Source organism: Rhizobium sp. 01L419, from assembly GCF_056400025.1.
Map to the genome: position 1 here is coordinate 61,844 of NZ_JBFTSM010000002.1, position 18,347 is coordinate 80,190.

22 protein-coding genes are annotated in these 18,347 nt (G+C 58.5%); 14 read left to right on the forward strand and 8 right to left on the reverse strand.

Going from position 1 to position 18,347, the window contains the following annotated elements; genetic code table 11:
* Positions 1 to 382 precede the first annotated feature (382 nt).
* A complete protein-coding gene (locus tag AC1DUP_RS04150; RefSeq protein ID WP_477832269.1) occupies positions 383 to 1,222 on the forward strand; it encodes an SH3 domain-containing protein in 840 nt (279 codons plus the stop codon).
* A 150-nt stretch (positions 1,223 to 1,372) separates the two neighbouring features.
* Here AC1DUP_RS04150 and AC1DUP_RS04155 read toward each other — a convergent pair whose 3' ends face one another.
* The 5 genes from AC1DUP_RS04155 to AC1DUP_RS04175 form a co-directional block, all read right to left on the reverse strand.
* Positions 1,373 to 1,876, reverse strand: a complete 504-nt coding sequence (locus AC1DUP_RS04155) for a GNAT family N-acetyltransferase (protein ID WP_113312114.1) — start codon at positions 1,874 to 1,876, stop codon at positions 1,373 to 1,375.
* A gap of 14 nt (positions 1,877 to 1,890) precedes the next feature.
* Positions 1,891 to 2,769, reverse strand: coding sequence for a carbohydrate ABC transporter permease (locus tag AC1DUP_RS04160; RefSeq protein ID WP_477832149.1), 879 nt, complete (start codon positions 2,767 to 2,769; stop codon positions 1,891 to 1,893).
* Between the two features lie 5 nt (positions 2,770 to 2,774).
* Entirely contained in the window at positions 2,775 to 3,665 is an 891-nt protein-coding gene (locus tag AC1DUP_RS04165; protein ID WP_113312116.1) for a carbohydrate ABC transporter permease, read from the reverse strand.
* Complete coding sequence (locus tag AC1DUP_RS04170; RefSeq protein ID WP_477832150.1) at positions 3,662 to 4,756, reverse strand: ABC transporter ATP-binding protein; 1,095 nt, start codon at positions 4,754 to 4,756, stop codon at positions 3,662 to 3,664. Before AC1DUP_RS04170 ends, AC1DUP_RS04165 begins: the two co-directional genes overlap by 4 nt.
* Positions 4,757 to 4,865: 109 nt before the next feature.
* Positions 4,866 to 6,122: an ABC transporter substrate-binding protein gene (locus AC1DUP_RS04175; protein WP_113312118.1), complete on the reverse strand. Its 1,257-nt coding sequence runs from the start codon at positions 6,120 to 6,122 to the stop codon at positions 4,866 to 4,868.
* Between the two features lie 165 nt (positions 6,123 to 6,287).
* Between AC1DUP_RS04175 and AC1DUP_RS04180 the strand changes: the two genes are divergently transcribed.
* The 10 genes from AC1DUP_RS04180 (at position 6,288) to AC1DUP_RS04225 (ending at position 13,630) form a co-directional block, all read left to right on the forward strand.
* Entirely contained in the window at positions 6,288 to 7,079 is a 792-nt protein-coding gene (locus tag AC1DUP_RS04180; RefSeq protein WP_113312119.1) for a GntR family transcriptional regulator, read from the forward strand.
* 294 nt (positions 7,080 to 7,373) lie between these two features.
* A complete protein-coding gene (locus AC1DUP_RS04185; RefSeq protein WP_477832151.1) occupies positions 7,374 to 7,688 on the forward strand; it encodes a hypothetical protein in 315 nt (104 codons plus the stop codon).
* A gap of 24 nt (positions 7,689 to 7,712) precedes the next feature.
* Positions 7,713 to 7,913 carry a hypothetical protein gene (locus AC1DUP_RS04190; protein ID WP_477832152.1) on the forward strand — a complete coding sequence of 67 codons (201 nt, stop codon included), beginning with the start codon at positions 7,713 to 7,715 and terminating at the stop codon, positions 7,911 to 7,913.
* Positions 7,910 to 8,713 (forward strand): exodeoxyribonuclease III, encoded by an 804-nt coding sequence (gene xth, locus AC1DUP_RS04195; protein WP_477832153.1) that lies wholly within the window; start codon positions 7,910 to 7,912, stop codon positions 8,711 to 8,713. Before AC1DUP_RS04190 ends, xth begins: the two co-directional genes overlap by 4 nt.
* Positions 8,710 to 8,862, forward strand: coding sequence for a hypothetical protein (locus tag AC1DUP_RS04200; protein WP_477832154.1), 153 nt, complete (start codon positions 8,710 to 8,712; stop codon positions 8,860 to 8,862). Before xth ends, AC1DUP_RS04200 begins: the two co-directional genes overlap by 4 nt.
* A 276-nt stretch (positions 8,863 to 9,138) precedes the next feature.
* Entirely contained in the window at positions 9,139 to 9,900 is a 762-nt protein-coding gene (gene cmoA, locus AC1DUP_RS04205; RefSeq protein ID WP_113297262.1) for a carboxy-S-adenosyl-L-methionine synthase CmoA, read from the forward strand.
* A 5-nt stretch (positions 9,901 to 9,905) separates the two neighbouring features.
* Positions 9,906 to 10,658, forward strand: coding sequence for a methyltransferase family protein (locus tag AC1DUP_RS04210; protein ID WP_477832155.1), 753 nt, complete (start codon positions 9,906 to 9,908; stop codon positions 10,656 to 10,658).
* Positions 10,658 to 11,338, forward strand: a complete 681-nt coding sequence (locus AC1DUP_RS04215) for an outer membrane beta-barrel protein (protein ID WP_477832156.1) — start codon at positions 10,658 to 10,660, stop codon at positions 11,336 to 11,338. Before AC1DUP_RS04210 ends, AC1DUP_RS04215 begins: the two co-directional genes overlap by 1 nt.
* A 307-nt stretch (positions 11,339 to 11,645) precedes the next feature.
* Positions 11,646 to 12,305, forward strand: coding sequence for a response regulator (locus tag AC1DUP_RS04220; RefSeq protein WP_113309067.1), 660 nt, complete (start codon positions 11,646 to 11,648; stop codon positions 12,303 to 12,305).
* Entirely contained in the window at positions 12,302 to 13,630 is a 1,329-nt protein-coding gene (locus tag AC1DUP_RS04225) for a sensor histidine kinase (RefSeq protein ID WP_477832157.1), read from the forward strand. Before AC1DUP_RS04220 ends, AC1DUP_RS04225 begins: the two co-directional genes overlap by 4 nt.
* A gap of 169 nt (positions 13,631 to 13,799) precedes the next feature.
* Here the strand turns inward: AC1DUP_RS04225 and AC1DUP_RS04230 are convergent, their stop codons facing one another.
* A complete protein-coding gene (locus tag AC1DUP_RS04230; RefSeq protein WP_477832158.1) occupies positions 13,800 to 14,048 on the reverse strand; it encodes a hypothetical protein in 249 nt (82 codons plus the stop codon).
* Positions 14,049 to 14,241: 193 nt separating this feature from the next.
* On the opposite strand from AC1DUP_RS04230, the gene AC1DUP_RS04235 reads away from it, so the two are divergent.
* Together AC1DUP_RS04235 and AC1DUP_RS04240 are read left to right on the forward strand one after the other, a co-directional pair.
* The gene (locus AC1DUP_RS04235) at positions 14,242 to 14,640 is read left to right on the forward strand and encodes a DUF1236 domain-containing protein (RefSeq protein WP_115034659.1); all 399 of its coding nucleotides are present in this window, start codon (positions 14,242 to 14,244) and stop codon (positions 14,638 to 14,640) included.
* 307 nt (positions 14,641 to 14,947) lie between these two features.
* Positions 14,948 to 15,319 carry a response regulator gene (locus tag AC1DUP_RS04240; protein WP_115037904.1) on the forward strand — a complete coding sequence of 124 codons (372 nt, stop codon included), beginning with the start codon at positions 14,948 to 14,950 and terminating at the stop codon, positions 15,317 to 15,319.
* A 234-nt stretch (positions 15,320 to 15,553) separates the two neighbouring features.
* On the opposite strand, the gene AC1DUP_RS04245 is transcribed toward AC1DUP_RS04240, so the two are convergent.
* Together AC1DUP_RS04245 and AC1DUP_RS04250 are read right to left on the reverse strand one after the other, a co-directional pair.
* A complete protein-coding gene (locus tag AC1DUP_RS04245; RefSeq protein ID WP_477832159.1) occupies positions 15,554 to 15,922 on the reverse strand; it encodes a hypothetical protein in 369 nt (122 codons plus the stop codon).
* A 475-nt stretch (positions 15,923 to 16,397) separates the two neighbouring features.
* Positions 16,398 to 16,529 carry a hypothetical protein gene (locus AC1DUP_RS04250; protein ID WP_477832160.1) on the reverse strand — a complete coding sequence of 44 codons (132 nt, stop codon included), beginning with the start codon at positions 16,527 to 16,529 and terminating at the stop codon, positions 16,398 to 16,400.
* A gap of 171 nt (positions 16,530 to 16,700) precedes the next feature.
* Between AC1DUP_RS04250 and AC1DUP_RS04255 the strand changes: the two genes are divergently transcribed.
* Positions 16,701 to 18,347 carry an acetolactate synthase large subunit gene (locus AC1DUP_RS04255; protein ID WP_477832161.1) on the forward strand — a complete coding sequence of 549 codons (1,647 nt, stop codon included), beginning with the start codon at positions 16,701 to 16,703 and terminating at the stop codon, positions 18,345 to 18,347.

The window sequence follows — 18,347 nt, forward strand, 5'->3', positions numbered from 1 at the left end:
CTTGTCGGCTGAGTACATGTGGCGATTGAAGCGCAGGCAGAGCCGGTGCCGCTCGCTCGCGTCAGGTCGTCTTGGGGTCGGTTTGGTGGCTGGACGGGCCTATGCTCAGGCAAACCGCGGCTTCGAGATCAAAAGTGAAGGCGTTGCCGGTACCTCGGCTAGCCCCCCGGTTGGAATGGCCATGCCAAGGAGGTACAAAAATAAAGAAGTCGATGACTGGCGCGTTCAACGTAGGTTCATCGCCACAGATCTATTTTCAGAGAAACAAGCGCATGAACGTCACACCTAAGTGACGGCACACGCTACGTTTTTTCCTACCGACCGCAATGTGGAGCTGCCCGCTTTGAACCATGATGGTGGCGCGGCCCCAAGGGAGTTGAATGTGAGAGATACCCTTCTCAGGATCTGTGCAACCGGCCTTCTTTTGCTGTTGCCTGCGATAGCCTCTGCCGCCGAAGGCTATTCGACGGCGAACGTCAATATGCGTGCCGGTCCGAGCACGAGCTACCCCGCAGTTGCCGTTATCCCGCTCGGCGAATCTGTCGAGATCCATGGTTGCCTTGCTGACGTGCCATGGTGTGACGTCGAATTCTACGGTGGTCGCGGTTGGGTCGCCGGACGTTATGTTCAGGCGGTGTATCAAAGCCGGCGTGTTTATGTCGGACCCGAATATTATCGCCCGCTCGGAATTCCGACGGTTGTCTTCAGCGTAGGCAATTATTGGGACCGCTATTACCGCAACCGTGACTTTTATCGAGACCGCGACCGGTGGCGTCGCGGCCCGGATTTCTACCGCCCGCCGCCTCGCGACTTCAACCGTTCAGAATTCGATAGGCGGCCCGACTTCGATCGACGGCAAGACGCTGACGGACGTCGTGGATTTGATCGAAGCCCTGATCTTGGCCGCACTCCGGACGTTGATCGCCGTACCGGCTTCGATCGCGATCAGCGCCGGCAGTTTGATTTCAATCGCGACCGAGACAACCGCAGGCCCGATGCCAACGGTGACGAAAATCGCCGCCCGCCATTCGATCGCCAGCCGGACTTTCGCCGCGACGGCGATGACAACGGCTACCGTGATCGTCGGGACTTTCAACGTCGGGGAGGCGATAACAGCAACAACGGTGACATCCGTCGCAGAGGCGATAATGACGGCGCGGGGAATGATCGAAGAAGACCGCGCGGCGCGTGTGATCCGGGCGACCCTGACTGCAACAACTGATTACAGGGGCGGCGCGATGCCGCCCTTTTCGTTTGTGGACGAGACTTGAACTCACGCCTCACAACATTCCTCGGCGTGTTGTGGCTCAGCAATCATTGCATTCGTCGTCGCCGACTTTTGCGACTGTCTCAGTGGCGGTCTCGACCAGATCTAGTGGCCCGATTCCGAAATGCCTCTCGGCTCGGCAAGCGGCAGCATGCCGCGATAGATCCCTGGTTCTGAGCCTTCGATTGGAACTGCCCCGACGCTTCGACGGTAGAACTCCATTGGACCGGCGCCCCCGATTACCCCGTAGGCATAGCCTTGCGCGTACATATCGAGAAGCGTGGTCAGCAGCAGAGCGTGGCCAACTCCTTTGCCGCGGGCGGCCGTATCGACGCCGGTCGGCCCGAAGAAACCCTTGGCGGTTGCCTCGTGGCAAGCAAAGCCGATGAGTTCGTCCTTCTGGATTGCGATGAAGCAAGTGGGCGGCCGGCGCATGGTGGCAACCGTCGCTTCCGCGGCCCAGCCGGATCCGAAGCGCGGCTCGATCCAGGCCGTCAGAGCGTTCAACTCCGGCGCAAGGACACGCCGGATGGTGATGCCCTGTTCGGCAATGCGCGCATCGAGTTCAGGATCGGCCTTCAGCTCGTAGAGTTTTACCAGCATGTCCATGGTTTATTCCTTTGTCAGCCTTTGATGGCGCCTGCCGTCAGGCCGGCAACAATACGTCTCTGGAAGATCAATACGATGATGATCAGCGGCAGTGTCACGGTAACCGATGCAGCCATGATCTGACCGAACGGATATTCGTATCGGCTATTGCCGGCGATCAGGCCGATCGCCACCGGCACCGTCCGGTTCTCGTCCGTCAGGGTGAAGGTCAGCGCGAAGAGAAACTCGTTCCATGCCAGAATGAAGGCAAGAATGCCCGTGCTGGCGAGCGAGGGTCCCATCAGCGGCAGCAGGATCTTCATCAGAATTCTAAAATGTGAGCAGCCGTCGATGATCGCAGCCTCTTCCAGCTCCCGCGGAAACTCGCGGATGAAGGTGGTCAGGATCCAGGTCGTGAAGGGTACGGTCGACAGGAGATAGGTGAGGATGAGCGCGCTTGGCCGGTTGAACAGACCCATCCAGTTGATCAGCTCGAACATGCCGGAGAGAACGACGACCTGCGGGAAGATCGAGATCATCAGCACGATCAACAGGATCGTGCGCCGTTGGGGAAAGTCGATGCGCCCCAGCGCATAAGCGGCGCTGAGCCCGATGACGAGCGACAGGAAAGTGGTTGAGACCGCGACATAGGCCGAGTTCAGAAGCGAGCCCATGAAAACAGGATTGTCGATCAGCTGGCGATAGTAGGTGAAGTCGAACGCCGGCATCAGCGCGGATTGATAGAGCGCTGAACCCTGCTTCGTCGAGGAAACGAAGGCCCAGTAATAGGGAAACAGCGTGTAGAACAGGACGAGCAGAAGAGCCAGGATCTGGAGGCTTCGCACGGCGCGCCGCCGCATCCGGAAGTAGGAGGCAGGCTTGCGGACGGACTTCGAGATGATTGCATCGGCCATGTCGCTCAGGTCCCCGCGGCTCTGTCGAGGCGAAGGACCCCGATGATGATGATGGCGACAAGCGCGACGAGCAGGAAGACCCAGGTCGATGCCGCCGAGCCGATGCCGAGCTCCTGGAAGCTGATCAGCCGGTCGCGTGCGTAAATGGAGACGGTCATGACGCTTTCGTTGCTTGCCGCCATCACATAGGCAAGGTCGAACATCCTGAGTGCATCGAGGGAGCGGAAGAGGACCGCTACGCCGATTGCCGGGCGCAGCATCGGCAGGGTGATCGACCAGAAGCGCTTCCATGCCGGAATGCCATCGACCTCCGCTGCCTCGAATATTTCCGAGGATATCAGTTGCAGGCCTGCCAGAATGAGCAAAACCATGAACGGGGTTGTCATCCACACGTCGACGAAGATCACGACGCCCATCAGCAGCGATCCGCTCGCCGTCCAGGGAATGCCATGATCGATGAGGCCGAGCCCGATGAGGACCTTATTGATAACGCCGAACTGGTCGTTGAGCATCCATTCCCAGATCTTCGTCGAGACGACGACGGGGATCGCCCAGGGCACGAGGATGGCGGCGCGCGCCAGCCCGCGGCCCGGAATGGCTTCGTTGACGAGAAGCGCTATCGCGAGGCCGAGAACTGTCTCGATCGCGACCGAGATGACAGTGAAGATCAGCGTGTTCTTGACGGCAATCCACCAGCTGCGGTCGTTGATGACCTCAAGGAAGTTGTCGACCCCGGTCATTGAATAGACGGAGGGATCGTCAAGGTAGGCATCGGTGAAGGCGAAGAAGAAGGTGCGGCCGAGCGGCCAGAGGGCGACGACCAGCATGACGATGATGACCGGCAGCAGAAACAGCCATGCCGCACGATGGTCCCGGCGGGCGAGCCGGGCACTCATTGTCGCGCTCCTTCGATCACGCCGGCCTGGCGATCGAGAATGAGCCGTCTTCCGTCTGCGGCGAAGGCAAAGATCGAGGCATCCTGGAAATTCAGGCCGACCTCCTTGCCGATCAGTTCCCTCCGCGGCTCGACATTGACGCGGACGACCCAGATGACGTCGCCGTTGATGCGGCAATAGGCGAAATGCTCGTGGCCGAGGTCCTCGACACGCTCGAGCACGCAGGTCATTCGTCCGTCCCCTGCCGCCACCAGCTGGATCGCTTCCGAACGTATGCCGATTTCGGTGATGGCCGGGCCCTCGGTGTCCGCCTCGATGACGAGGCCGCCCGGTCCAGTCACATTGGCCGTTGTTGTCTGCACGGGCAGGAAGTTCATACGGGGACTGCCGATGAAGCCTGCGACAAACCGGTTATCAGGGGTGTGGTAGAGTTCCTTCGGCGTGCCGACCTGCTCGATGCGTCCGTGATTGAGAACGACGATCCGGTCGGCAAGCGTCATCGCTTCCGACTGGTCATGGGTCACATAGATCATGGTCGTCTTCAGGTCGTCGTGAAGCTTGGCGATCTCCATGCGCATCTCCATTCGCAGATCCGAGTCGAGATTGGATAGCGGCTCATCGAAGAGGAAGATTTCGGGCTGGCGCACCAAGGCGCGGCCGATCGCTACGCGCTGGCGCTGTCCGCCGGACAGCTCGCGCGGCCGGCGTTCGAGCAGATGATCGACCTTCAGCATTCGTGCGACCGACCGCACTTTCTCGCTGATAGCGACCCTGTTCAAGCCGAGGGTCTCGAGCGCGAAGCCGATATTGCGCGCAACGTTCATATGTGGATAGAGCGCGTAAGACTGGAAGACGAAGGCTACGCCTCGCTTGGAGGCCGGCACATCCGTCACGTCGTCGCCGCCGATCCTCACCACGCCCTTCGACGCGGAGATCAGGCCGGCGACGATGCGCAAAAGCGTTGACTTGCCGCAACCGGAAGGGCCGACGAAAACGACAAACTCGCCGTCGATGATCTGCAGGTCGACATTCTGGATAACAGCATGCGTACCAAAATTCTTCGAAACGGATTCGAGCGAAACCGATGCCATTTTTCACCTGAGGGTATGAGACGGCAGAGGGCTCGCCACCGTGTTTAGTGGCGAGGCAGTGACGCATTCCGGCCGCGGACCGTTCCCGCCACCGGAAATTAGGAGAGCGTCAGCGGCTTTCCTTCAGTTTCTCGAGCCGACCGGCCAGCGACGTCAGGCTGGACTTGACCTCGGCGCCACCGGAAAGCATGTCGTGAACCGAGCGGTAAAAAGCCTGCGAAACACGGTTGTAGCTGGTGCCAGTGTAGCCGGATGGGCGCACGGCGCTGTCGGCAAAGGCCTGCTGGTTGTCCTTGAGGAAGGGGATCTTCGCAAGAACTTCCGGATCGCTGTAGAGCGCCTGGATCGACGGATTGAGAGCCGCCTTCAGCGCACGCATTTTCTGCATATCGGGGCCGGTGATGAAGTTCACAAAATCGGCCGCCACCTCAGGCTTGGCGCTGTATTTATTGACGCCGTAATACATTGGGCCAAGGCATCCGCTCGACTTTTCACCTTCCTTGCCGACCGGTAGAGGCATCACGCCGACCTTGTCGACGACATTGCTCCCTTTTTCATGCGAAGTGCCCCAGACATAGGGCCAATTGCGGTGGAAGACCGCGTTGCCGGATTCGAAGACGGCGCGTGATTGCTCCTCATCATAGTTGAGGACGCCCTCGGGGCTGATCGAGCCGATCCAGCCCTTCGCCTTTTCGAGCGCCTCGGCAGCCTGTGGGCTGTCGATCGTCACCTTTCCGTCGTCAGAAATGATGGTGCCGCCACCGTTGGAAGCAACAAGCTCGATCGCGTCGCAGGTCAGGCCTTCATAGCTTTTGGCCTGCCAGGCATAACCCCACATGTCGGGCGAGCCTGCAGCCCTTTCCTTGTCCTGAATTTCCTTGGCGGTGGCAGCCAACTCGTCCCAGGTCTTGGGTGCCGGCTTCCCGTATTTTTCGAGCAGGTCTTTGCGGTAGAACATGAGCCCGACGTCCATATAGGCAGGCATGGCAACAAGATTGCCGTCGAGCTTGGCCGCATTGAGTGTCGAGGCGAAATGCTTGTCCTGGTCTGTCTGCGGGATCATTGCCTTGAGGTCGAGCAGGTTGCTCTTGAACATGCCGAGCCAGATCACATCGAGGAAAAGGACGTCGACGTCCTTGGATTTGGCGGCGAGCAATTGCTGATAGATCGGGATCGCGTCGTCCAGAAGCGCGGGCATCTTGTTGATCTTGGCCTCGTTGCCCGTCTTTTCCTTCCAGGCATTGGCAACGTTCGTGCAGAGCTCGAATTCAGTCGGCGAGCAAAACACGGAGATGGTTTCTGCATGCGCGCTGCTGCCCCAAAGGGCTGCAGATATCGCCAATGCGGCAAGGCTTTTCTTCAACATTGATTGTTCCCTTCGTTGATAACGCTTCGGCATCACGCGGAGTTCTTTGTCTCCTTGCGTCAATAGGACTGGTTATGACCAGTCATGTCAACATGGACTTTGCGGGCGGTTGCGTCGAAGATGCAAAACGGCAATAGTTGCTCCGCACAGGATCGGATTTCGAAGATGCAGCAAGCTCCGGCATCGTTCATCGCGCCACAGGACAGCATCGACCGGAACGACCCTCGCCCCCTGCACAAGCAGGTCTACGAAGCCCTTTTGGCGTCCATCCGCGACGGCAAGCTGCCGCTGCGCGGCAAGCTGCCATCAGAACGGGAACTCGTTGATCTCTACAATGTCAGCCGAATCACCGTGCGCCATGCCGTGCGAGAATTGATCCAACAGGGCGTCATACGCAGCCAGCCGGGAAAAGGACTCTACGTCGCCGAGCGTGGCGGCGGCTTCGAGCTCCAGGTTCTGAAAAGCTTCACCAGCATCGCCGCAGCGAACGGGCGAAGGCCTGGCCATAGGCTGATTGGGGCGAGCATCGTGCATGCGCCGCTCGAGGTGAGCCGACCGCTTTTCCTCGCACCCGGCGCCGAGGTGGTTCTGTTGTCGAGGCTTCGTCTTCTCGACGACATACCTGTTGTCGTCCAGACCGATTGGATACCGGTGGCCCGCGTTCCGGGCCTGCTTGATCTCGACTGGGCCATTGCCAACCGGTCGCTCTATGCCGAGCTTCGCGAGCGCTATCGCATTCATCCGAAACGTGGGCAGACGACGCTGAGCGCGCGCCTCGCGACGGATGAGGAGGCTGCGATGCTCGAGCTGCCTCCTCCAGCCGCGGTTCTCACCGTGGACCAGATCGCTTTCGACGACCGCAACCGCCCAGTCAACCTGACGGCGTTGGTTCATCATCCCGCGCGTTATCCGCTGACGCTGCTCCAGTCGGAATCGGGCGATTTTACGCAGTATTGAGCCATTCTGTCCCGCTCCGGTGATTCCATCGGATAATTCCGCGGCATGCAGTAGCCTGACACGTTCGCCAGAGCCCAGGCCGGCGCCCATCTTCGCGGCATCTTGAATGTCTCCAGCAGGAAGGGCCACCCCGGCGAAGAAGAGCGAAACGGTAAAGCCGATTGCGGCGACACACCCTAGCACGACGGGATCTGTCAAATTCATCCTCGGGCGCCTTTTCTTGTGACGAGCCACCTCAAGGCGGAACTACTGCGTCATGTGGACATTCCTTGTACATCATAGGAGGCCCATGCCATGCAGATCATCAGTACCAACGTTTCCAAACAGGACGACGGCAAGATTGCGGTTGAATTCTCAGGTGAGGGAGGGGAATCCATCACGGTCCATTTGGCAGCTGCCAATGCGCTCGAAGACGGCGCCGCCGTAATACGGGCGAGAGAAATGATGGTCCAGGTAGCGACGTTCGGCAGCCCGGACGACGTCACCGAGGGAGCGCAGGACGCGTCCGATGCGCTTCTGGGAACCCGCACCGAGGGCCCGGAGGAAACCGCTCCGGCGACGGGATCGTTTTCATCGACAAACGCGGTCGCCGGCCCCGGTGATATCTAAGTCCCGGCTATGAGCGAGGTGCCGATGATCGTCCCGCCAAGCAATCAGCCGGGCAGCCCAGGGCGCAGGGATGAGTTCGACCTGATCGTCGACTACGCGGTGCAGCTTCTTGTCGAAGAAGCTCATGTCGTCGGGCGGACACGCGTCGGTTTCCTAACCGACGCCGCAAACGACCGCCTGTCGTCAATCGAAGAGGAAACCGAACTCGAGGATGGCGGCAATTGAAGATCGCCACTTACAATGTCAACGGGGTGAACGGCCGGCTCGACATCCYTTTGCGCTGGCTGGAGGAGACAGCACCAGACGTCGTCTGCCTGCAGGAACTGAAAGCACCACAGGAAAAGTTTCCGATCAAGGCCATCGAGGCTGCGGGCTACGGTGCCGTCTGGCAGGGACAGAAATCCTGGAACGGCGTCGCGATCCTCACAAAAGGACAGCAGCCTCACCTGACGAGGAAGGGACTGCCCGGGGAGCGCGAAGATCTCCATAGCCGCTACATCGAGGCTATCGTCGACGGCCTCGTCATTGCCGGTCTCTATCTGCCGAACGGCAATCCCTATCCAGGCCCGAAGTTCGATTACAAGCTTCGCTGGTTCAAGCGGCTCCACGCCTACGCTGCCGAACTGCTGGAGCTTGAGGTACCCGTGGTACTCGCGGGCGATTTCAACGTCATGCCAACCGAGATGGACGTCTACAAGCCGGAGCGTTGGACAAACGACGCGCTCTTTCGCATCGAAGTTCGCGAGGCCTTCAAGAACCTCGTCGATCAGGGTTGGACCGACGCCTTACGCACCCTTCACCCAGACGAGCGCATCTATACGTTCTGGGACTATTTCAGGAATGCCTATGCCCGCGACGCCGGCCTTCGGATTGATCACTTCCTTCTGAGTTCGGAGGCGGCCGAGCGCCTGTCGAAAGCGGAGGTCGATAAGCGCGTGAGGGGCTGGGAACACACGAGCGACCACGCACCGGTCTGGATCGAGCTCACGGACGAACCCGGCAAGGGGAGGAGGAGGAAATCATGATCGATGATACATGGAGATCGCAGGTACGGCCGACGTTGGAAGACTTCGTGGACATGTTCGTCGTTGCGGGGGCGAGGCAGTCGGAGGGATTCAACGCGGCTGATAACGAGATGATCCTGGTTGCCGGACGATCCCGACGTATTCCGTAGGGTTGCTTAAGGAATTCGGCTACCGCCTGCTGGAAGCGATCGATCACCGCCTCACGAACGGCGCCTTTGATCCGATCTGGAATATCGCATCTGAAGCCAGCCAGTTTGGTACACCATACCTATCGCTGCCCTTGCGGCAAAATCTGGCACCTGCTCTCCCGCGGCTGAATGCCTTGCCTTCAGCCTATTGTCAGGGTTCTGTGTTACGTTTTTGTGACGCAGGGTGCGCCGGGGGAGAGGCATGCCCATTTTACATTCATTGGTCTTGGAGCGGATATGACAGAACAGTCTAACCGTCTTATATTACACACGAATTCGCGAGACGAGGTTTTCGCCGAAGAACAGAATTCCGTTGCGGATTTCTCGTTTAATTCGACCGTCGCAAATGTCTTTGACGATATGGTCAGCCGATCGGTTCCTTTTTATGGCGAAATGCAGCGAATGGTTTGCGAGCTCGCCAAGGATTTCGCGCAGCCGCAATCGAAGCTCTATGACATCGGGTGCTCCACGGCCACGACCCTTCTGGCGCTGGATCGCGAAGTTGACAGCCATATCGATTTCGTCGGAATCGATAATGCTCCGGAGATGCTGAAGAAAGCTGCCGAAAAGATCGCGGAGTCAGGAACCAATCGCTCCATCGATCTTCAAACAGCCGATCTCCATCGCGGATTCTCGATTGAGAAGGCAAGCGTCGTTACGATGGTGTTGACGCTGCAGTTCGTCCGTCCTCTTTTCCGCGAGCGCGTCATTCGGACCATCCACGACGGGCTGAACGATCAGGGGTGCCTGCTCCTCGTCGAAAAGCTGACCAGCGAAGACACGACATTCAATCGCCTTTTCATAGATCACTATTATGACTTTAAGCGGCGAAACGGTTACTCGCAGATCGAGATCTCCAACAAGCGGGAAGCGCTGGAAAACGTCCTGATTCCTTACCGTCTCGACGAGAACATTCAGCTTCTTCACGAGGTCGGCTTCAAGAGCACAGAAATCTTCTTCCGCTGGTATAATTTCTGCGGCATCGTCGCAATCAAGTGAGCGTCATGAAAGTCATCATGCTGAGGATCGGGACGTTCCTCTTCAAGTATCGTAATCAGGCTTTCCCACTGATCATCATTGCCCTCTTTGTCGCTGCACCGCCATCGACCGCGCCGTGGGGAAATCCAGCTTTGGAGCGACCGAAGGATATTGCGGCTCTGCTCATGGTGCTCAGCGGGTTGATTTTACGCACGACCGTCATTGGCTACGCCTACATCAGGCGGGGTGGCTTGAACAAACGCGTCTACGCCGACGACCTTGTTACCGAGGGTATGTTCGGTGTCTGCAGAAATCCGCTGTACGTGGGCAACATGCTGATCTACGTCGGACTATTTGTGTTCCATGGCAATCCTTTCGTGGTCTCAGCCGGATCCGCTCTCTTCGCTTTTTTCTATCAGTGCATCGTCTACGCGGAAGAAGCTTTCCTGCGCGACAAGTTCGGCGCGGCCTACCTGGACTATTGCAAAGATGTTCCGCGATGGGGATTAAAATTCAGCGCCTTTGCGGAATCGACCAAGGGGATGTCGTTCAACCTGAAGCGGGTCGTCGCGAAGGACTATTCGACAGCGTCGTCAGCCCTTATCGCACTGTTGGCAACCGAGTTTTATAGGGTCGCAGTTGGCTCCATCACGGAACAGGAACGAGCCTATGCGATAATGCTCGCTCTCCTCCTCGGGGCTGTCCTTGCTCTCACCGGGTTAGTCAGTTCGCTTAAAAAGCGCGGCGTATTTGATGAACTCAGGACCGAGAGCATCTGATGAGACTTAGATTGCATCGTTCCACCGCGCTTCTGGTGGGCATTGCGTTTTCCGCTCTTGCATCGGCGGCTGGCACGGCTTCGGCCGAAGATCTGGAATTCTCTATCTACGGCGGTTACCAGACGGCGCCGCACAGCGATGTCGACGTTTCCGACGGCACGTCCTTCAGGGCCGGCTGGGAAGGCAAGTCCTTCGGCAGCCCGCCCTATTATGGCGGCCGCGTCACCTGGTGGCTGGGCGACTTCAACCTGCCGAACTGGGGCGTGTCACTCGATTACACCCATGACAAGGTCTATGCCGACGACGAAACCATGGCCCTTTCGCCGGGCTGGACGCATTTCGAATTCACCGACGGCCTGAACCTCCTGACGCTCAACGGCCTCTACCGCTTCAAGGATCCAGCCCGTCGCTGGACACCCTATCTCGGCGCCGGTGTCGGCGTGAACATTCCGCACGTCGAAGTCACCCGTCCCCAGGGCACGACCTTCGACTACGAATTCGGCGGCGTAACCTTCCAGGCGCAGGCCGGCGTCGACTACCGTATCACCGACAACTGGTCGACCTTCGTGGAATACAAGGGCACCTATTCACGCGTCGACGTGCCGATCGACAGCGGCGACCGCCTGAAGACGAACATCGTCACAAACGCGGTCAATGTCGGTATTTCATACCACTGGTGATCCGCATGGAGCGACCAGTGGGGATATTCGCACGCTGATCGCTATTCCGCCTCAACCAAACAGTAATTTCGGGGCGACGGCTTCTCTGTCCTTCGGCCTGGAGATGGGCTTGCCTGGTTGTCCAAATATGAAGCGGCTCGTGGCTATATGGCAGCGTAGCTTTATAAGGGATTGCTCGATGCTGTCTGTCGCGTTGTCGATGAAAACGAGGTCGCCCGGGCTCGTCGGATGCGCTTGCGGGTCCTGAGCCGGTACAACGAGGCAGGCGCAGGGCGCTTGCAAGACATTGAACCAGTGGGAGTGAATGGTGCGCATACTCTTAGTCGAAGACGACGACCTCATCGGTGAGGCCGTTCGAGACCACATCAATATTGCCGGCTACGCGACTGACTGGGTCCACACGATGGCGGATGCCGAGGCTGCAAGCACATCTGTCGAGTACGGCCTCATTCTCCTTGATCTGCAGCTTCCGGACGGCAACGGGCTGGTTTTCCTCGAGGGTTTTCGAGCACAGGGAGGTCATGCCCCGGTAATCATCCTGACCGCCCGTGATCAGATTTCTGATCGCATCGCCGGTCTTAACGCAGGCGCTGACGACTATTTGATCAAACCATTCAACCTCGGCGAGCTCGAGGCAAGAATCCTCGCTGTCCGTCGCCGTTACGAGGGGCGTCCCCAAAACATCGTCCGGGTTTCCGATATCGTAATTGAACGAGCAACCCATTCTGTCACGGTTGGCGGACAGGACGTTCAGTTGACCCCACGCGAATGGGCGTTGCTCGATCTGCTCGTCCAGAGGCCTGGAAAGTTAATCACACAGAAGCGGATCGAGGAAGCCCTCTATGCGTTCGGCGAGGAGGTCGAGAGCAATACTGTGCAGGTCTACATCAGCAGGCTGCGCAAGAAGATCGGGTTGGAGAAGATCAGGACGGCGCGAGGCATCGGCTATATGCTGATGGTTGAATGAGAAAAAATCGCAGCATCATCTACCCTCTTATGACCGCGCTTTCGGGCTTACTGGTCATATTCTGGCTTGGGGCCATCGGACTGGGAATCCTTGTAATGCGCTCGGAGTTCGACGAGATCTTCGATGGTGCGCTCAAGGAAACTGGCGAACGATTGCTGGCTATCGTTGAAGAGGGTCGGGTTCCAGATATCCGGGATGGTGATCAGCAGGAGCGGACGCCGCTGGCGCCTTCCGCCCACGAATACCTAGTCTACCACGTACGCGCCGCAGACGGACGCATTCTTTTCCATTCAAAGGGCTCCCCTGTAGAGCCGTTCGATGTGCCGCTGACGGCAGGCTTTCATGATTCCGAAAAGTACCGTTTCTACACGGCCGCTAGTGCGAATGGTGCAATATTCCTGCAGGTCGCTGATCAGTTCAGCAACCGGCGCGAAGCCGTCCGCGAAAGCGCGGTGACCATGCTCATCCCGCTAGCCATCTTGCTGCCACTCAGCTTGCTCTTGATGGCGTGGATTACAAGAAGGGCAGTGGACCCTATCAATAAACTGCGCGAAGCGATCTCGGAGAAGGACGGTGGCAACCTGTCGCCGGTCGAGACGGAGACGACGCCTCGGGAACTGAAGCCAATCGCCCAGTCCGTGAACCTTTTGCTTCAGCGCGTGCGGGCGACGATCGATGCGGAAAGAGAGTTCGCCACGCACAGCGCGCATGAACTACGCACGCCTCTGGCCGGGGCGTTAGCGCAGACGCAAAGACTTCTGGCTGAACTACCGGACGACGCCTTGAAGGCGCGGGCGCGCAATATAGAGCGAGCGCTCGTCAAGCTCGGACATACGTCCGAAAAACTCTTGCAGCTCGCACGGGCAGAGGCCGGCCTCGGGCAGGCTGCGGTCATGACCGATCTCCGCTATGTGCTCGATCTGGTCATAGGGGACTACAAGCGCAATTTGGGAGCGACGCAGCGGCTGGTATATGCAAGTTCGACCAAACCACTGATGCGCATGGTCGATGTTGATGCGCTTGGCATTGTCGTAGGCAATCTCATCGAAAATGCAGTTGTTCATGGAGAGCCAGGCGGCAGGATCGTGATCTCCATCGACGATAAAGGTATCATAGGCATCGCTAGCGACGGTCCGGCACTCTCTGCGACCGATCTCAAGGGTTTGAAATTGCGGTTTCGTCGCGGGACGACTTCCGCCAAGGGTTCGGGGTTGGGCCTCGCGATTGCCGACACGATGGTCCGGCAGATGGGTGGGGTTCTCGAGCTTTTATCACCCGCAAGCGGACGCGTGGATGGTTTCGAGGCCAGAATCCTACTCCCGTGATGACGCTCCAGGTCATGTCGGCGGCGCGTCGCCATGCGGGAGCAGTTTCCTGCGATCAAACCGAGCTGATGTCGGTCACGGCACGCCCCCGAGACGTAGCGGTCGCCTACTCCAAGGGAACTCCGCTAAAGACGGCGATCGAGAGCCGCACGTCGCTTGCCCCGTAGGTTTAGCTTTCGAGGCGGTCGTCACGCATGGATCGAACGACGTCACGTTCGATCTCAAGGCATGCAGTCACGTACTCCTCGAACAGGATTTCCTCGGAAGGATTGAAGCGCATGAACTCGCGGGTCTCGACAGCGAGTTCATAGGCCTCGAACATCTGAAGCTGCCATGGGCGCCGAGCGGACATGATCCGGCTGCGCATCTGTGGCAGGCGCATGGCGAGGCGTCTGCGTCCGACTTCCTTGCGATTCACAATTCCGTGCTCCGGTCCATTGTTCGGTCCGTCGATAATAGCACGTGTGGCATCACGCGCAGCCTTCATCTTCCGTCCGGGACTTTGGTCCGGGTCACCCCCCGGACTGAGGTCGGAGGTCGGGAACAGCGAAGGATTCCTGCCGTTGGTTCAGCAGCGGTCAAAAAGGCCGCTTGAACAAAAGGAGGATCACATGCTTTCCAAACTTATCGTAGGTGCCGCCGCAGCCGCGGCACTGATGTCGGGCGTTGCGTTCGCGCAGTCTTCGACGGTTAACGGCGCTGCAGGCGGCGCAGTCACCGGCGCGATCGTCGGCGGCCCTGTTGGTGCTGCCGTCGGTGGTGTTGCCGGTGCCATTGTCGGCACGGTGATCGATCCGCCGCCGGAAAAGGTCGTCACCTATGTCCGCGAAGCGCCTGCACCCTCGACCCGCGTCGTGGTCAAGGAGAAGGTCGTCGTCGGTCAGCCGCTTCCGCAAACCGTTGTCGTCACACCGGTTCCGGACAATTCGAAATATTCATATGCAATCGTAAACAACGAGCGCGTCATCGTCGAACCGTCGTCGCGAAAGGTGATCCAGATCATCAACTGACCGGGTCCGTATGCGGCTGAGCCGCATCCGCCGATCCTCGACAGAAACGACGTCCGCCGCACGTCGACTGCCACGGCGTCGTGCGGCCTCGAAAAGCGAGTATATCATAAAAATCAAGACCCTCTCCGTCCTGATGACGGCGCTGTCGATCGGCGTGTCGCCCGTCACCCACGCCAACGGCGGGCCCCGCCAGCAAGGCAGAATTTTCGTTCAGGTGCAGCAGCCGGACGGCGCAACCAGGTGACACGCTCGGAAAGCGCCATCGTGTGTCGCCTACATTTATTTACAACCGCCTCGGAGAAGAACCATGCGTCTGCTCATCGTCGAAGACGAACCAATAATTGCTCTCGCAATCGAGGAGGTCGCGATCGCCGCGGGATTTGAAATCGCCGGCATCGCGACTAACACGTCCGAAGCCTTGGAGCTTGGACCGGAGGCGGATGTCGCGATTATCGATGTTCGGCTTGGAGACGGCCTCACTGGCCCCTCCATCGCCCGCGCGCTTTTTGCTGGATTCGGACTGGGCGTTGCCTATCTCACAGCTAATCCCGACCTCGTCGAGGACGCCGATGGACATGTCGTCATCACCAAACCGGCCAGCGCCGAAAGGATCAAGGAGGCGTTGTCCCTGGCAGCAAGAGGCGCTCGCGAACAAACGCTTCAAGATCGGTCTGGATAGACGACATAAGACGGGACGACGACGGATTTAATATTCGATTTCTTCTGCGATGCTGAGCGCCGCTGCCTGTCAATGATCGGTAAAGGGAGTCCGCAATTCACATCCCATCAAGTGTGTTACTCGCGGCCCAAGCGTATCCTCGCCGCCCTTGCCGGATCGCAAGAGGCGATCTTAGGGAGCACTGCCTGAAGAGGCTGCGTTGTTTCGTGCTGCGATCCAAGATCCTGTTTGATTCTATCTGACAAGACAGGCCGCCTGCTGTTTGCCGTCTTCGATAACGGCACGAACAAGATTCGCTGCAACCGCGACGCAAATGACAGCGCAGGCAATGGCGAGCTCGCGCTTCGCCCGATTACGCCAACCAATGGCGTTGACGACGAAACCCGCTGCGTAGATGAAAAGCGCGGGAATGGCGAAGATCGCCACATTGATCAGGCCGTCGCAGTCCAGCGCGTCGATGCCCAGTGTCGCCTGGTATTCATTTGATGGCATCAAGGCAGCAAGAAGCGCCAGGGGTATACCCAACACCAGTATGGCCCAGCCCAGCACCCTACCAAAGCGGCCGCCTTTCGGTGCTGGAGAGTAACGACCTTTGTTGCTCATGATTGCCCGGGTTGGTCAGGGATGTTCTGAAGAAAAGGTACTGACAAAATTCCTGGAACGCTCCAACACATCGGACATTCTGATGACCTCCATAATGGAGAGGCAAGAAGAGCTCCTCGCCGCTCTTCCGTTCTCTGAGATATCAGCTGTCCGCTTCATCAACGACTCGGTTGTTCATTGATGCGCTCCTCCGCTTCCGTCGCCGTGTGATGTCGGCCAAGCGCCGCCCTCACTGCGCTCGAATTGAACACCGCTCAATGCGCCGTTTTGTGATGTCGCAGGCCGAGACTTTCGCCGTGCCCATCCTTCCGAGAGATAAGAGAGGTAAATAACGCCCGTTATCAACATCAAACCGCCAATTACACCGGCCCCAATCAACATGATCGTCCAGATATCAGGCCAGGAACTGCTGATTTGCATAGCGGCTAACTCCTCACGACAGATAATGTTGAGTTAATAGAATTCCGCATTTTGGCTAGGCGTGCGTCATGCCGAAGCCATCTTTGTTCTGCTTGCCGGCATCAATCGGTATGCGGTCACCAACGGGAATGCGGCCAGCCTCAGCGTGCGGGCCCATATTGATTTCCTTGCTGACGAGCTGCAGCATCACGCTTGAATCGCCGCACCAAACCCGAGGAAGGTTCTCAGAGCATATCTCGACTGCAAAATCTGCAATAGGGAGCGTTTGGTTCGGACCGTAAATCGACCTATCTTGACTGTCTGAAGTCTCTCATCGCGTTGCTCTCGACCGCGACGCCAACTCACACGGGCACCTTCCATGACCAAAGGCTCAGATCTCCTCATTGCGGCGCTTGAAAACGAAGGTGTGGAGCGCATCTTCGGCATTCCAGGCGAAGAAAACCTCGACGTTGTCGAATCCATCCGCAAGTCGTCCATCCAGCTCGTGCTCACGCGACACGAGCAGGCGGCCGCGTTCATGGCAGCGACCTACGGGCGACTGACGGGTAAGCCTGGCGTATGCCTGACGACGCTTGGTCCAGGAGCGTTGAACCTGTCGACAGGAGCGGCCTACGCGCTTCTCGGCGCGATGCCCATGGTGATGATTACCGGCCAGAAGGGAATTCTGTCATCGCGGCAGGCTCGCTTCCAGATTGTTGACGTCATCGCATCGATGAAGCCGCTGACCAAGCTCACGCGCCAGATCGTTTCGCCGCAGATGATCCCGACCATGGTGAGGGAAGCGTTCAGGATCGCGCAGGAGGAACGGCCTGGTCCGGTTCATCTCGAACTGCCTGAAGACATCGCTGCGGAGGAATGTGAGGACATCGCGCTGATCGCCCCGCATCAGCTCGAACTGCCGACGGCAAGCGATGCTGCGCTCGATCGTGCCGCGGCCCTGATTGCATCGTCCAAGCGTCCGTTGCTCATGTTCGGAGCAGCAGCCTCTCGTCCCCGCTCCACGTCAGACCTCGCGCAGTTCGTTATTAGAACCCGCATCCCCTATTTCACGACGCAGATGGGGAAGGGGACGGTTCCAGGGGGAACCGAACTCTACATGGGCACTGCGGCCCTCTCGGAGAAAGACTATGTTCACGAGGCCATCGAGCAGGCAGATCTGATCGTCACGATCGGCCACGATACGATCGAAAAACCACCGTTCATCATGGGCAGGCGCGGTCCGAAAGTCGTTCATATCGGATATCAGCCGGCAACGGTCGAGCAGGTCTATTTTCCTCAGGCCGAGGTCATTGGCGACATGGGGCCGTCACTCAAGGCGCTCGCAGATCGTCTGGAAGGCAAGTTGCCGAACGCGCAGGCGCTTCTTCACCTGCGCGAGCGAATTCTGGACCGAATTGCAGACCGCGCAACCGAACAACGGTTTACGCCTCAGAGGCTGGTCCACGACATCCGCGAGGTCATGCCCCATGACGGCATTCTTGCTCTCGACAACGGCATGTACAAGATTTGGTTCGCTCGCAACTATCGCACCAGAATGGCGAACACGTTGCTTCTCGATAACGCGCTTGCGACGATGGGGGCTGGCCTTCCATCGGCAATGGTCGCTTCGATGCTTTATCCGGAACGACGGGTCATGGCGATTTGCGGCGACGGTGGTTTCATGATGAATTCGCAGGAGCTGGAAACYGCCGTCCGGCTCAACCTGAACCTCGTCATTCTCGTCATTGAGGACGACGCCTACGGGATGATCCGCTGGAAGCAGGCCGTGGACGAATTTCCGGACTTCGGAATGACATTCGGCAATCCGGACTTCGTCAAATATGCGGAATCCTATGGCGCCAAGGGCACAAGGGTCGATGAAATCGGCCAGTTCAAGCAGGTGCTCGAGGATGCCTTCAAGGGTGGGGGCGTGCATCTAATTAATGTCCCCATCGACTACTCGGAAAATGAACGTGTGCTGGTCAAAGAGCTGCGCGAACGGCTGCCGGCAATACTGGAGGCATGA

What these genes read in the sequence shown, in the direction of transcription:
- AC1DUP_RS04165 (WP_113312116.1), bottom strand. Translation starts at nt 3,665, where the DNA reads ATGAGTGCCCGGCTCGCCCGCCGGGACCATCGTGCGGCATGGCTGTTT.
- AC1DUP_RS04190 (WP_477832152.1), top strand. Translation starts at nt 7,713, where the DNA reads ATGATCGTCCCGCCAAGCAATCAGCCGGGCAGCCCAGGGCGCAGGGAT.
- AC1DUP_RS04170 (WP_477832150.1), bottom strand. Translation starts at nt 4,756, where the DNA reads ATGGCATCGGTTTCGCTCGAATCCGTTTCGAAGAATTTTGGTACGCAT.
- AC1DUP_RS04210 (WP_477832155.1), top strand. Translation starts at nt 9,906, where the DNA reads ATGAAAGTCATCATGCTGAGGATCGGGACGTTCCTCTTCAAGTATCGT.
- AC1DUP_RS04160 (WP_477832149.1), bottom strand. Translation starts at nt 2,769, where the DNA reads ATGGCCGATGCAATCATCTCGAAGTCCGTCCGCAAGCCTGCCTCCTAC.
- AC1DUP_RS04180 (WP_113312119.1), top strand. Translation starts at nt 6,288, where the DNA reads ATGCAGCAAGCTCCGGCATCGTTCATCGCGCCACAGGACAGCATCGAC.
- AC1DUP_RS04250 (WP_477832160.1), bottom strand. Translation starts at nt 16,529, where the DNA reads ATGCTGCAGCTCGTCAGCAAGGAAATCAATATGGGCCCGCACGCTGAG.
- AC1DUP_RS04155 (WP_113312114.1), bottom strand. Translation starts at nt 1,876, where the DNA reads ATGGACATGCTGGTAAAACTCTACGAGCTGAAGGCCGATCCTGAACTC.
- AC1DUP_RS04200 (WP_477832154.1), top strand. Translation starts at nt 8,710, where the DNA reads ATGATCGATGATACATGGAGATCGCAGGTACGGCCGACGTTGGAAGAC.
- AC1DUP_RS04235 (WP_115034659.1), top strand. Translation starts at nt 14,242, where the DNA reads ATGCTTTCCAAACTTATCGTAGGTGCCGCCGCAGCCGCGGCACTGATG.
- AC1DUP_RS04245 (WP_477832159.1), bottom strand. Translation starts at nt 15,922, where the DNA reads ATGAGCAACAAAGGTCGTTACTCTCCAGCACCGAAAGGCGGCCGCTTT.
- cmoA (WP_113297262.1), top strand. Translation starts at nt 9,139, where the DNA reads ATGACAGAACAGTCTAACCGTCTTATATTACACACGAATTCGCGAGAC.
- AC1DUP_RS04185 (WP_477832151.1), top strand. Translation starts at nt 7,374, where the DNA reads ATGCAGATCATCAGTACCAACGTTTCCAAACAGGACGACGGCAAGATT.
- AC1DUP_RS04225 (WP_477832157.1), top strand. Translation starts at nt 12,302, where the DNA reads ATGAGAAAAAATCGCAGCATCATCTACCCTCTTATGACCGCGCTTTCG.
- AC1DUP_RS04240 (WP_115037904.1), top strand. Translation starts at nt 14,948, where the DNA reads ATGCGTCTGCTCATCGTCGAAGACGAACCAATAATTGCTCTCGCAATC.
- AC1DUP_RS04175 (WP_113312118.1), bottom strand. Translation starts at nt 6,122, where the DNA reads ATGTTGAAGAAAAGCCTTGCCGCATTGGCGATATCTGCAGCCCTTTGG.
- AC1DUP_RS04215 (WP_477832156.1), top strand. Translation starts at nt 10,658, where the DNA reads ATGAGACTTAGATTGCATCGTTCCACCGCGCTTCTGGTGGGCATTGCG.